The sequence below is a fragment of the Neisseria sp. HMSC064D07 genome, from assembly GCF_001837185.1.
Taxonomy (GTDB): domain Bacteria; phylum Pseudomonadota; class Gammaproteobacteria; order Burkholderiales; family Neisseriaceae; genus Neisseria; species Neisseria flavescens_C.
In genome coordinates, this window is sequence record NZ_KV831677.1 from 90,364 (window position 1) to 103,615 (window position 13,252).

Consider the following 13,252-nt stretch of genomic DNA (forward strand, 5'->3'; position numbering starts at 1 on the left):
TTTGGGATGTATAACGCCTATACGCCCGTTGTCCGCTATCAAACCGTCTTCATCAATAAGAAAATGGACAAGCCGCTGCGTATTGGCGTGGCTAGCGATTTGCACTTGGGGATTTTGTTTGGCGCGCGTCAATTGGACAAGCTAACGGACATCATGAAGCGGGAAAAAGTCGACATGGTGTTGCTGCCGGGGGATTTGATGGACGATACCGTTGATGCCTACCTTAAAGAAAACATGAAACCGCATTTGCAGAAGCTGACTGCGCCGATAGGCGTTTATGCCACTTTGGGCAATCATGACTGGTTCCGCGATCAGAAGCGTATCAAGCATGAATTGGAAGCGGCAGGTTTGACGGTTTTGGCCAATCAGGTTTTGGAAGTGAATGGTGTGTTGCTGGTGGGGCGGAGCGATGATTTGGATCGCAAGCGCCCCAGTGCGGAGCAGCTTTTGGAAGGTCAAAATACCCGATTACCGGTTTTATTGATGGATCACCGTCCTACTTCAATCGAAACCCATGCCCGGCTGCCGATTGATGTGCAGGTTTCCGGCCATGTCCACAACGGCCAAGTTGCACCTGCCAACCTTATCGTCCGTACGCTTTATCGTCTTGCTTACGGTTATGAGGCGATCGGCAACGGCCATTTCTTCACTACTTCGGGCTACGGCTTCTGGGGCATTCCCCTGCGTTTGGGTTCGCAATCAGAAGTGTGGGTTATTGACATCAAGTCAAAGCATTGAAATAGAAATATAAACTTCAGGCCGTCTGAATTTCAGACGGCCTTTTTTATGAAAATTGGGAAAAAATATTGAATTAGGTTATAATCGATGTTAATAAAATCAGCCACCGATATGAGTGGCATCATAACTAGGGAACTCACTATGGGCATTATTAGTCTTGCACTTATCTTCGTATCAATCGCCGCCGTCTTATTGTATTTCAAACAACAGTTGAAAGACCGCAAAAAAGACTGTCGCGAATCCTTTGTCTCTTTGCGCATTGCGCTCGACTGTCGACATCAGGCCGTCCGTCATGTATTGGATGTATACAGCCAACACCTGCAAGAGCAGGGTATTGCATCGGATCACAACGTTCAGCAGATGTGTGCTGAAGTCGAAACCGCATTGGCGCAAACTGCCAAAACATTTTCCGAATCCAAAATCAAACATCTGTGTGAAGCCGAAACAGCATTGAATTATGCGCTGAAAAAATTGCAAACTGCTGTAAACGGCCTTTTGAAACAGTATCCTGATGAGCAATTGGCTGGTTTGATGGAAATGCTGGATGCAGCAGAGGCAGAAGTCGCATCGGCACGTCGCACTTACAACCGCAGAGCCGGAAGCTACAACCATCATTTAAACAAGCTGCCCAACCGCCTTGTCGCCAAGCCATTAGGCTTTGACAAGCAGGCAAGATTGGTTCGTTTTACGGAAAACCAAACGCAACGAATGAGCAGCAATATGTTGGCTTAAAAATTAAGCAGTTTGCTGAATAAGCGATAAACAAAAGGCCGTCTGAAATATTAATTTCAGACGGCCTTTTGTGTACTGTTAATGAAAAGTACTTAGGCTTTGGCCAATTTATTGAGCAAAGCGGATCAGGCTGTCGGCAAGCTTATCGGCTGCAGTTTCGTAACCTTGTGCAGAGAAGTGAACACCGTCTTTGGCTGCCAAGCCTTGAGCCATCCAGTTTTTCATACTGCATGCTCCGCCCATCGCATCCTGCCAAGACCAAAACATGATTTTTTCGTCACGGGCAACACGTTGCTGCATTTGTTGTACTTCGCTGAGCAAGACAGGACGGTTGCCGCAGCTGCCGTAGGCGGTTTTTAAAGATTCCGGAGCGCCGAGGATCAGGATACCTGCGTTAGGCAGGGTGTTTTTGATTTGACGGATGTAATTGCGCCATGTCCGTTCGGTAGAGGAAATATCGAGATTGCCGGAAAAGGCTTCATTGGTACCGTAGGCAAGGATGATTAAATCGGCTTTGGTTTGTGCCAAATCTTCCCACATACCCGGCCGCCATTTTGACCATTGGGATAACTGTGCACCGTTGATGCCCATGGCGGAAACGGTTACGCCACGTCCGGGGCGTTCGATATTAATGAAACCGATTTGCCAAGGCATGCCGCTGCTGAGGGTCATCGGCAGGGAAGCATTGGTACGCAGCAGTTGCCAACCGTTTTGTGTGGCAGGAATTTCGCGGCCGTTGACGGTCAGGGTTTGCTCTGACCAAACCGGTTTGCCGAAAATGGAGATTTGTTGCATATCCATGCTGCCGTCGGCTGCGCTTAAGGTAACGCTGCCGCCATCGGCGCGTGCTTCAATACCGCCGAAAGAAAAATCGCTGTGTGATTTGCGGCTGCTGATGGTGTTCCAACCGCTGCCGTTGTAACGGACGGTTGCCATGCGCTGGCCTTTGACGGTGTTGGGATAAACCCAACCGATGCCGCCGTTGCCCCATTGTTGTTGTAAACGGCGGCGCAGGCGGTCGGTGAAATAGTCGCCGGCGGTGTGGGAGTCGCCGACTTGGATAATGCGGAATTTGCCGTCTGAAGTATGGTTGAGCTGTTGCAGTTTGTTCAGCCAGGCAGGGTGGTTGGAGCCGTAGTTGCTTAACAGGCCGTCATTGGTTGCGCAGGCGGTAATAGGGAGTGCGAGAAGCGTGAGGAGTAAGGTTTTATTAAATTTCATGGTTGTGTATCGTGTGTAAAATTAATTTTTTCCATAATTTTTCCGGCCAGTAGTTTTTGGCCTTCTGCGGAAAAGTGAATGCCGTCCTTGCTGCGGTAACGGATGATTTTTCCGTTTACTTTGACAGAGTCGGCATATTCTTCTGCGCCATTGCTCAACAGTTTGTCGGTCGGCAGCCAAATGGCTTGAGGCGACACCGTACCCGACAGGATTTTGTCGAGGTAGCGCATCTGTTCGTTGAGCTTGGCTTTTTTCATGTAAGGAATGCCCAGCCAAATGACTTGGACATCATGTGTGGAGGCTGCATCAAGAATACGGCGGACGCGGTTGAGATATTCTGCCTCCCATTCGGGGGAGGCGAACTTCAGGTATTTTTTACCCATCGGGAAATCCCAAGGGTCGTTAGGGCCTAAGAATACAACCAAAACGCGGATGTCGGGTTCTTTTTGCAAAGTTTGTTCGATGGTTTTCGGCCAGTCGAAGAAATTGGGGTAGGACAAACCGGTGCTTTGTTTGCTGAGGTTGACCGATTGTACGCCATATTCTTGCTTGAGGTGTTTTTGTACGAAAGGTGCAACACCCTGCATCAGCGAGTCTCCGGCAAAGAAAACTTTGTTGCCTTTTTTCAATACAACCTGCGTTGCCGACTGATCATCCTGATTGCTTGGCTCGCTGGCTGTGGTATCTGTATTGTTAGTCGCATCAGAAGCAGCAGAGTCTTTTTGATTGTCCGATGTTTCAATATTTTCCGTATTTTCAGACGGCCTTGTTGTTTCAATGCCAGAGTCTTCCGAAGCCAAAGCGTCTTCCGTTTCCAGTGAAGCTTTCAGGCCGTCTGAAAATTCGTAGGCTTTTTGTTGCCAATCCGCACCGATACGCCACCAAGCGTATTCGGATAAAGGCTCAAGCGGACTGTTCTCATGATAGGTCTGCTGCCAATAGGCATTGATGGAGTTTTGGGCAAACCACGTCAGCGCAACCGCGCTAAGCAGAATAGAAACAAACAAGGAGATAAAGCGTTTCATGTTCTACTCCTTAGAAGTTGGCGTAAATAAAGCCGGGAATGCCGGACGGGGCGAAGACGATAATCAGGGCGAGGATAAGCGTGATGGGGATAAACCACAGCCATGCAGGCAGTTTGTCCAAGCCTTTTACCGATGCTTCAAATAGGCGAAGCAAATACGGGTACAGCAAAAGCATCATCGCAAATGCACCCAGCAACATGAGGTCGGTCGGCAGAGGCGCATTCCAACCTTTGTCATTGGCAAATAATGCGCTGAACAGCATTTCCGTATCGGCAAGCGTTGCGCTGTTGAACACGACAAAAGCGAAACAAACGAAATGGAAGGTAAACAGCCAGGCGAGCGGTTTGCCGATTTTCAGACGGCCTAAGGCATTGCGGCCGACGATTTTGTCGCCGCAGTTAAGCAATACCAAAGCCGCACCGTGCAGCGCGCCCCAAATCAAAAAGCTCCAGCCGTAGCCATGCCAAATGCCGGAAAGCAACATGGCAATCATCAGATTGAGCTGGGTGCGTCCGAAGCCTTTTTTGCTGCCGCCCAAAGGGATATAGATATAGTCGCGAATCCAAGTAGACAGGCTGATGTGCCATCTGTCCCAGAAGTCGCGGATGTTGATGGCGCGAAGCGGCGCGGCAAAGTTTTTCGGCAGCTGGAAGCCGAGCAGCATGGCCAAGCCGATGACCAAATCCGAATAGCCGGAAAAGTCGAAAAAGAGTTGGAAGGTGTAGCCATAAATCGCAGACAACACGCCCCAGCCGTCGAACTGGGCCGGATTTTCAAAAACAGGTGATACCCAGCCTTCCGCCAATACGCCGGCAAGCCACCATTTTTAGCAATGCCCAATACAATCAGGCCGACCGCCAACGCCGGATAAATCAGTTGGCGTGCCTGTTTGGTGCGGATTTGCGCCAATGCGCCTGCTTGTTCTCCGTCTATGCTTTTAAAAGCGGCTGCGCGGATAATCGGGCCGGATGTGATGGTGGGGAAGAAGCTCAGATGCAGTAGGAGCTCGTGCCATTCAAAACGGTCTCCCTTAGGCTCGCGGTAGCAATACACCAAGTAAGCCAGCGATTGGAAAGTGTAATAAGACAAGCCCAGAGGCAAAAGGATGTCGATGACGGCGCTTTGCCCCGTATATTGCTGAATAATCGGGCGGAAAAAGTCGAAATATTTGAAGAAACACAAAACAGTCAATGCCGCTGAAATACCGCAGCCCAGCCAAAATTTGCGGATATTCTCGTTTTCAGAAAACATCAGCACGCTGATCAGGTAAACCACAGACGAGTAAACCAAAATCAGCGCAGCAAAAATAGGGTCGATACGGTAAAGCCAGCCCAGCCCGGCAACCAAAAGTAAAACGTTTTGAACTTGCGGCAAACGTGCAAATGCCCAGTACACTGGCAAAAATACGATAAAGAATACCGCAAACTCAATAGACAGCAACGGCATGACAATTCCTTGATGTGTTTAAACTTTCAAACTTTTCGATTGATTGTTATTTTTTGGCGTTAAGTTTGGCGCGGACGACTTCGACTACCGCAGGTAAAATCGAAATCACGATGATTGCCGCCATGACTAAGCCCAGATTGTTTTGGACGACGGGGATATTAGCGAAGAAGTAGCCTGCATAGGAAAACGACAATACCCACAACACTGCGCCGATAATGTTGTAACGGATAAACGTCCCGTAGTGCATATCGCCCATACCTGCGACAAATGGCGCAAACGTCCGCACAATCGGCACAAAGCGCGCAATGATGATGGTTTTGCCGCCGTGTTTTTCATAGAACGCATGGGTTTTTTCTAAATACGAACGTCGGAAAATTTTGGAATCCGGGTTGGCAAACAGTTTTTGTCCAAAATACTTGCCAATCATAAAGTTGGCCGCATCGCCTAAAATGGCGGCTGCTAAGAGCAGCAATACCATGACGTGGATATTCATGCCGCCGATGGCAGCAATACCGCCGGCAGCAAACAGCAGCGAGTCGCCGGGTAAAAATGGCGTTACGACCAAACCGGTTTCGCAGAAAATAACAACAAACAAAATCGCGTAAATCCACGGGCCGTATTGGGCGGAAAGGTGGACAAGGTGTTGGTCGATATGGAGGATGAAATCGATAATGGTAGAAATCACTAGGGTTCCCAAATAAAAAGGCCGTCTGAAAAAGAACAGACAAATGTTTCGGCGAGAAGTTCGACATTGTAAAACCAAAGCGGAATAAAACCAATGCCGTGAGCGTGTCAAGATATGTTTAGAAGTGCAGATATGTTGCAGGTATAGGCTTCAGACGGCCTTCATCCTTGATGATGGACGGCAAAACAACGTAAAATGAAGCCGATTTCAACCTAACCGGTGCGCCTTTGTGAACCAGCTCATCTTCGATTTTGCCAGCCATGATTATCCAGGCTTCGACAAATTTCTGGGAACAGAAAATGCCGAGCTGGTGTATGTGTTGCAGCATAAGCATGGGCAATTTATCTATGTTTGGGGCGAAGAGGGCGCAGGCAAAAGCCATCTCTTACAGGCATGGGTCGCACAGGCGCTCGATGCCGGACGAAATGCCCTCTATATTGATGCCGCCGCCACGCCGCTGACAGAAGCCGCATTGGATGCGGAATATCTTGCCATTGACCAAATCGAAAAGCTTAATAATGAAGAACAGGCTTTACTATTTGCCATCTTCAACCGCTTCCGCAACAGCGGCAAAGGCTTTTTGCTTTTGAGTTCTGAATATACGCCACAACAACTCGTTATCCGCGAAGACCTGCGCACACGCATGGCGTATTGCTTGGTTTACGAAGTCAAACCGCTGACCGACCGGGAAAAAATCAATGCGCTCGTCAGCATGGCCGCTGCCCGTCAGGTAACCATCGATCCGGAAATCTTCGAATACCTGCTGAACCATTGGCGGCGCGATATGGACAGTTTGATGCAAATGCTCGATACCCTCGACAACTACGCCGTTATGATGGGCAAGCGCATTACTTTGCCGCTTTTGCGCCAGCTTTTAAAACAACAGGAAACCCAATGAAAAACCTTGCCATTTTCGACCTCGACAATACCTTGATCAATACCGATTCGGATCACTCCTGGCCGCAATACCTAATTAAAAAAGGCATAGTCGATGCGGCTGAAACCGAGGCGCAAAATGAAAAGTTCTACCAAGACTATCAAAACGGTTGTCTTGATATCGATGCCTTCCTCAAATTCCATCTCGCGCCTTTAGCCCGTTTCAGCAAGGAAGAATTGGCTGAGTTTCATCGCGAGTTTATGGCCGAATATATTGTTCCGCATATTTCTCCGATGCAGCGTATGCTGGTGCAAAGCCATCAAATGGCGGGCGACGAAATGTTGGTTATTTCTTCGACCAACGAATTCATCATTACCCCTATCTGTCATCTTTTCGGTATTCACAACGTTATCGGCACACAGCTTGAAACCGGTGAAGACGGCCGATATACCGGCAACTATGTCGGTACGCCGAGCCTGAAAGAAGGCAAAATTACCCGATTGAACCAATGGCTTGCCGAGCGCGGCGAGACCTTTGAAAGCTACGGTAAGGTTTATTTTTACAGCGACTCCAAAAACGATTTGCCGTTGCTGCGTATCGTGAACGAACCTGTCGCCGTCAATCCGGATGCCGAGCTGGAAAAAGAAGCCAAAGCAAAAGGTTGGCCGATTTTGAATTTCAAATAACGACGAATTAGGCCGTCTGAAATATTTAACCTAACCACAACCCTAATAAGGACTAAAACATGAAAACGACTAAACTCCTCGCCTCAGCCCTGTTGTTTGCCGCTGTATTCGGTACTGCACAAGTAGCCGATACCGAAACTCTGGAAGCCATGAAAGCGCAAAACGGCAGCGTTAAAACCGTTTTGATGGATGTTTTCACAACTCCTGCCGGTAATGTCGACCGCGTGAATATCATTCAATCCAGCGGCAATCCTGAAATGGACGAACGCGCAGTGAAAAGCGTTTCCAAATATCCTTATCCGAAACGCAAAACCGCATCTAAATACCAACATACCGTTACTTTTGAGACCAATGTTGAAGTAATTAACAACTGATTCGGACGCAAGGCCGTCTGAAAAACAAAAGGCGTTTTGATTGGGAAATTCCCTGTCAAAACGCCGTTTTATTCTTTAAACAAGTATAACCAAAATTGCCGTAAAACCACACGCTCCGGTGTTATACTGAAACAAATAAACCGCTTCATCACACATCATGTCTCCCCGTCCAGTTACCATTACTTCCTACAATATGCACAAAGGCATGTCTGCGCTCAACCGCAAAGTGCAGGTCAACCGCATGGCTGACGCGCTGGGTGCATTGGGTTCGGATGTTTTGTTTTTACAAGAAGTCCAAGGACAACATCTCAATAGAAGCCGCCGTACCGACTTCCCCGATGCGCCGCATTACGACATCATCGGCGACAGCCTCGATTATCATCGCAGCTACGGCAAAAATGCTGTCTATCCCAAACGACACCACGGCAACGCCATTCTCAGCCGCCTGCCGCTGAAAACGGAAAACAACCTCAACATCAGTGTTAACAAACTTGAACAACGCGGTCTGTTGCATTGCGAAGTCGTGCCCGAAGGTTGGGAAGATCCGTTGGTGTGTTTGTGTGTCCACCTCAATCTGCGCGAGCCGGACCGCCTCAAACAATACCGAGCCATTAGCGACTACGTTGGCCGATATATTCGTCCAGAAAGCCCGTTGATTATCGCCGGCGATTTCAATGACTGGCGGCAGAAATCAGCGCGTGAGCTGGGCAGGGCATTAGATTTGAACGAAGTATTTGTCGATAATACAGGCAAACGCCCCAAAACCTTCCCTTCGCGCCTGCCCATCCTCAGCCTCGACCGCATTTATACGCGCAATCTTGATGTCATCGATTCTGAAATTCACAACAGTAAAGACTGGCAACATTTGTCAGATCATCTGCCATTGAGTGTAACGGTTAGGCCGCATCGTAAAATGAATATGAAATCCGATAGAAAAATGTAAGGCTGAAATCTTTTTTAAAGCAAAGCACTATTGGCAATGTATCGAAAGAAAAAGTTTTTTATTCAGATATTTGATATAAAAACAGGCCGTCTGAAAAGTTTCAGACGGCCTGTTTAAGTTTATAAAAAAGCGCAAACCTTTTTATATCAAAAGTTTGCGCTTCAAATCTGGTGGAGGCGGGGTCAATCGTACTTTGAACTTAACTTATTGATTTAAATATAATCATGTTCTTGTTTGTGGTAAAAGTTACCCCAAAAGTTACCCCAAAACTTTAAGGTAGGGGCATTTTTTTGGCACTATTTACCCCTTGTCAGATTGCCAGTTTAAGCTGTTTGGGTGGCAGGGGCAAAAATATTTTGCGGCATTTCTGCCAAGCTGTAAACATGGTTGAATTGTAACACTGGAAATTATCCGCGCTTGCGGGGTGTTCTCTGCTTTCTTCTTCCAGCCGTCCGATATTGCCTTTCGGTCGGCTTTTGTTTGTATCGGCTCTGTCAGTCATGCGCCCAAACAAGAAAGCGTATATATACAAAAAAACGCAAAAATCGTTTGTTACCTTGTTACCAATGGCTGAAAGGCTTGCTATTCGTGGCTTTCGTGGTAACAAGACACATATCTTTACCTTGTTACCATTTGTTACCGCTCCTATTTTTTAAGCGTAACCATTTGAATATAAAAGGGTAACAAGTGGTAACAAATCGGTAACAAGTAAATTTATGTTCATTTGTTACCGTTTTTTCTGTGTTTTTATATTTATATTCATATAGTTATAAATGTTAAGTTTTGTGGTAACAAAGGTAACAAGTGATTTTGCCTCGCGCATATGGTTTTATCTTTTCGCGCGTTTCGGTCTCCTTTCCTTTTTATGGGCTCCAAAAATTCAAGGGCTGCATTATTACGCGCGCGCGTATTGGTGTCGAAATTATTTATCTCTCGTCTGGTTTTGTTGGTCATGGCGGAAATAGGGCGTAATTGCGCTGTAAGCGCGTTTTGCTTTTGGGTAGGGGTAGGTATAGGGTAGGGTGTGAATGGCTCTAATTTTTGAGATTTAGGGGCTTTCTGTTGATTTTATGCTTTCTTGGTTGGTCTGTTTGATGTTTGGGCGCAAAAAAACCCGCCTGTGTTGGTCATGGCGGGCTTGGTTAGTATTTTGGAATTAACCCCATGCAAACGGTCAGTCGTCCAGTTCCATATCTGGGGTCAGCACATGAAACCAGCCGTTACCTTTCCGCTGGTGTTGATAGCCTCTGTTTTTGTGGTTATATTTCAATAATCCATTATCTGCCAATACACGGCAGACTTTTGATTCATCGAAACTTTGGGCGATTTCATCGGCAAAGACACGGCGGATTACCCATAATTCCAATTTTTCCCCCTCCTGTTTCCTATATCCTGCATGGTCTTTATTGGTGCTTTTATCGCTCCATTCCATAAACCGCGTGCCTAACGCGTGCTGGGCGATAAAATCTTCTGCCTGCTCAATGATTCGGCGGTCTTCGTGTTTTCCTGCTCCGTTGGCTTCCAGCCATTCATCAAAGCATTTTTTCACGCCTGCCATGCCTACACCTACGGGCAAGCCGGTAACAGGGGCGGCAAGTTCCAAAGCGGCGGCGGCGATAGCAAAGCGTTTCGCTACTCTTCGCGCCTGTCCTGATAATTCGGGAATGGTTGCCATAAATGCGGCCATGCGCTCCGTTGCCTGCTGTTTGGCTTGTTCTAGGTCGTCTAAAAGCTGTTGGATAAATAGTCTCCCTGCCGTTCCGTGATATTTTTCGGCTGATTGGGCGATATGTTCGCTCAACAATGCGCCATCTTCAAATCCGTGCAATGTGTCATAAATGCCGTATTGCGCGGCGGCTCTGATACTAGGCAGGCGGGCGGCTTGTCCTGCGTTCCAATCACCCTTATGGTGCTTCAAGATGGAATCGGGGGTCTTTTCGCCAGTGGAAAACATCATCACTTTCCAGCGGCTTAAAGCGCGGTTTCCGCCTTGTTTTGCGCCTTGCACTTTGTTGATACCGTTCATAACGCTATAAACAGTATCGCCGATAACGTGCGGGCTTGCCTGTCCTATTTCGTCCAACACCAGCAAGCCATCATTACGGGCGGCGGCTGTGTTGGAAAAGCCTATTTTCGTACCGCTCCAAGACAACAGGCTGCCTGATGGTTTGCCCCATACGCTCAAGGCTGCTTTTGCGGCTGTGGTTTTGCCGTCTGAAGAATCGCCCATCAAGTGGAAGCCCCCCGATTCTTCGTTTAACAGGGAAAGCAACGGGGCGGCAAATGAAGCTCCCAAAGCAAGGCACAAACGGCTATTTCCTACTGCATATCGGGCTATGTTTTGTTGCCAGTCGGTAAGCTCTCCGTTTGGTTGATATGCCTTTGCTTGGCTGGTGTCGCCGTTGTAGATAATGGCGGGGTCTTTGTCGGTCGCTGTGATGGTTTCCCCACTGGGCATAATGTAGCTGTCTTCGTGCCAGCCTGCGCGGTCGGTAATGGTAAAGGCTGTCGGGCTTCCCTCTTTCTGCAAATAGTCTGCCAGTTTTCGCCTTTTTGTTGGGTTGCTCTCAATGAATAAGCCGTAAAACCCCAAACGCTCCCAGCATTTCCCACCGGCAATTTCTGCTTGTGGCAGGGCGGCGGTCTTATGCCGGCGTGTGATTTTGTCTTTAAACTTGATAATCCGATAATACGCCCCGTCATTGTCTTGCCCTGTGCCGATGATGTCGATAGGGTCGGAAAGCAATAGCGGCTCTGCTTCGATAATATCGCCGTCCTTGTCGGTTCTAACGTTTATCCACCATACGCCCCGATTATCGGTTTCAAAGCGTGGGTGTGGGCGGAATGGCTCGATATTCTCAAGGTTGTAGTCGTTGGGGCTTTCCTGCTTCGCTGTTTCGGTATTTTTCATGCTGTCTGTCCTCCGAAATGATTGTCTGATTGCTTCTTCTCGTTCAGTTCGTCCAGTGCGTCATAGCCTGCTGTTTTGCTTTGCCATATGCTCGCCTTGATCCCCTGCTTAATGGCTCGCATTGCCAAGTCATAAGCGGCTCTGTAACCAACGGGGCGGGGCGTGTCGTTATCGGCAATAATTGCAATTTCTTTTATACCGTTCAAAAACTGAAAATTTGCCAAGCTGTTTGCGCTCAAGGCCGCGCATAAGCCCCAATCGTAAGCCTTGCATAATTCACGGGCGGCAAGGGCGGTTTCTATGCCCTCTGCAATGACAAGACGGCCATTTTCAGGAATCGGGAACAAGTGGACGGCTTGCCCCGATATGCTGCCTTTCTTGCGGCTTCTCATTTTCTTGGCCGGTAATGTTTCGCCCGTTCCAGGGTGTTTGATTGCCAGTTTCTGATAGCGTGGGGCGTGTAGTCCGTCCTCCCCGCATGGCTTGTCATAGCTCGCCTGCAAATAGGTCAGGTGTAAGCCTTGCAGCTCTTCGTCCATGTCGCGGATAGCGCAAACCATACAGGGGAAACTGCCAAGCAAAAGCGGCTTATTTTCGCCTGTTGTCCAATAGTCTTTTTCAGGTAGGAAACGGACGTTTTCGGGCAAATGCGCCATATCCAAACCGCGTGATTTCAAATACTGGATAACAGGGGAATCGGGGCGGATAGGTTCTGTGCTTTTCCACAATGCGGCCAGCTTCTCGATTTGGTCTTTTTCGGGGCGTGGTTGCGCTCGTGGGCATGTTGGCGGTATCGGCAAAGGGTTTGTATTGTCCATGCCTAAAACGCCTGCAACGGTGCGTAATGCCTCGTCAAAATTACAATTCAGAAAGTGCATAACCAGCCCAAAACCGTTTCCGCCGCCCTCTCTACTCCCATCTTTCCAATGTGTGCAAAAAAATGTGCCGTTTCCGTCCTTGTCGTCATATCTGAAGCGGTTATGCCCATCATTACACGCGGGGCAGGGCTGGTGTTTGTTTTTCAGGTATCGCGGGTCTATGCCGATAGCGGCGTGAATTTCCGGCCAGCGGTATTGCGCGGCTGCTCTGATTTCTTTGTATGTTGGTTTCATTTTCCTACCTCCTCGAATCTGTCCATAGCTTCGCGGGCTATGACTGATACAGTATGAATCGCCTCTTTTTGGCTTGCTCCGTCATTCACAATCAGCAAGATGGTGCTTACAACGTCCACCGCTGCGATTGCCTTTTCTTTGCTGTTTAGTTGGTTTGCCAGCTTATCCATGATGGTTTTCATTGCTCTACCTCCTCTGATACTGGTTCTAAAACAATTCCGGCGGTCGGGTCGGTTTCCCATATTGCAGGCGTTTCCTGCTCTAGTTGCTCCGTGTCAGCGTGGGCGGGCTGGTTACAGGCTCGGACTACCAAAGCCAAAAGCAACACCCAAAACACCAGCAAAGCGCGGTTTAAATACCGGCGGAAACGGTCGGATTTATTGGTCTGTTTCATGGTTTATCCTTTGCTCTGCCTCCAGTGTTTCAAAACATGAATCTAATAAAATCAATTAGTTATGAAAACACTAGGGCGAAGTTTGCCCTATGCCGTCTGAAATAGGCG

General features: G+C 48.2%; 13 protein-coding genes and 1 pseudogene. 6 read left to right on the top strand and 8 right to left on the bottom strand.

From position 1 onward, the window contains the following. A partial coding sequence (locus HMPREF2608_RS04565; RefSeq protein WP_070826132.1) for a metallophosphoesterase occupies positions 1–738 on the top strand: 738 nt, incomplete at its 5' end. A 141-nt stretch (positions 739–879) separates the two neighbouring features. Next, complete coding sequence (locus HMPREF2608_RS04570) at positions 880–1,470, top strand: LemA family protein (RefSeq protein ID WP_070826133.1); 591 nt, start codon at positions 880–882, stop codon at positions 1,468–1,470. A 108-nt stretch (positions 1,471–1,578) separates the two neighbouring features. On the opposite strand, the gene HMPREF2608_RS04575 is transcribed toward HMPREF2608_RS04570, so the two are convergent. The 4 genes and pseudogenes from HMPREF2608_RS04575 to HMPREF2608_RS04590 form a co-directional block, all read right to left on the bottom strand. Beyond that, complete coding sequence (locus HMPREF2608_RS04575; RefSeq protein WP_070826134.1) at positions 1,579–2,691, bottom strand: SGNH/GDSL hydrolase family protein; 1,113 nt, start codon at positions 2,689–2,691, stop codon at positions 1,579–1,581. Then, the gene (gene patB / locus HMPREF2608_RS04580) at positions 2,688–3,716 is read right to left on the bottom strand and encodes a peptidoglycan O-acetyltransferase PatB (RefSeq protein ID WP_070826135.1); all 1,029 of its coding nucleotides are present in this window, start codon (positions 3,714–3,716) and stop codon (positions 2,688–2,690) included. Before patB ends, HMPREF2608_RS04575 begins: the two co-directional genes overlap by 4 nt. 10 nt (positions 3,717–3,726) lie before the next feature. Further along, positions 3,727–5,162, bottom strand: a pseudogene (locus HMPREF2608_RS04585) (MBOAT family protein). Between the two features lie 46 nt (positions 5,163–5,208). Beyond that, positions 5,209–5,847 carry a DedA family protein gene (locus HMPREF2608_RS04590; protein WP_070826136.1) on the bottom strand — a complete coding sequence of 213 codons (639 nt, stop codon included), beginning with the start codon at positions 5,845–5,847 and terminating at the stop codon, positions 5,209–5,211. Positions 5,848–6,076: 229 nt separating this feature from the next. On the opposite strand from HMPREF2608_RS04590, the gene hda reads away from it, so the two are divergent. From hda to HMPREF2608_RS04610, 4 genes are all read left to right on the top strand, one after another. Next, complete coding sequence (gene hda / locus HMPREF2608_RS04595) at positions 6,077–6,745, top strand: DnaA regulatory inactivator Hda (RefSeq protein ID WP_070826137.1); 669 nt, start codon at positions 6,077–6,079, stop codon at positions 6,743–6,745. Continuing rightward, positions 6,742–7,410 (top strand): histidinol-phosphatase, encoded by a 669-nt coding sequence (locus HMPREF2608_RS04600; protein ID WP_070826138.1) that lies wholly within the window; start codon positions 6,742–6,744, stop codon positions 7,408–7,410. The genes hda and HMPREF2608_RS04600 overlap by 4 nt, the downstream gene beginning before the upstream one ends. Before the next feature lie 59 nt (positions 7,411–7,469). Next, positions 7,470–7,784: a TonB family protein gene (locus tag HMPREF2608_RS04605; RefSeq protein WP_070826139.1), complete on the top strand. Its 315-nt coding sequence runs from the start codon at positions 7,470–7,472 to the stop codon at positions 7,782–7,784. Between the two features lie 157 nt (positions 7,785–7,941). Further along, complete coding sequence (locus tag HMPREF2608_RS04610; RefSeq protein ID WP_070584190.1) at positions 7,942–8,727, top strand: endonuclease/exonuclease/phosphatase family protein; 786 nt, start codon at positions 7,942–7,944, stop codon at positions 8,725–8,727. A gap of 1,174 nt (positions 8,728–9,901) precedes the next feature. On the opposite strand, the gene HMPREF2608_RS04615 is transcribed toward HMPREF2608_RS04610, so the two are convergent. The 4 genes from HMPREF2608_RS04615 to HMPREF2608_RS04630 are packed head-to-tail and all read right to left on the bottom strand — an operon-like array spanning position 9,902 to position 13,144. After that, positions 9,902–11,638, bottom strand: a complete 1,737-nt coding sequence (locus HMPREF2608_RS04615) for a DUF927 domain-containing protein (RefSeq protein ID WP_070826140.1) — start codon at positions 11,636–11,638, stop codon at positions 9,902–9,904. Beyond that, positions 11,635–12,750 carry a DUF7146 domain-containing protein gene (locus HMPREF2608_RS04620; RefSeq protein WP_070826141.1) on the bottom strand — a complete coding sequence of 372 codons (1,116 nt, stop codon included), beginning with the start codon at positions 12,748–12,750 and terminating at the stop codon, positions 11,635–11,637. Before HMPREF2608_RS04620 ends, HMPREF2608_RS04615 begins: the two co-directional genes overlap by 4 nt. After that, a complete protein-coding gene (locus HMPREF2608_RS04625; RefSeq protein ID WP_070440650.1) occupies positions 12,747–12,932 on the bottom strand; it encodes a polyribonucleotide nucleotidyltransferase in 186 nt (61 codons plus the stop codon). Before HMPREF2608_RS04625 ends, HMPREF2608_RS04620 begins: the two co-directional genes overlap by 4 nt. Beyond that, positions 12,929–13,144, bottom strand: a complete 216-nt coding sequence (locus HMPREF2608_RS04630) for a PTS sugar transporter subunit IID (RefSeq protein ID WP_070826142.1) — start codon at positions 13,142–13,144, stop codon at positions 12,929–12,931. The genes HMPREF2608_RS04625 and HMPREF2608_RS04630 overlap by 4 nt, the downstream gene beginning before the upstream one ends. Positions 13,145–13,252: the final 108 nt, after the last annotated feature.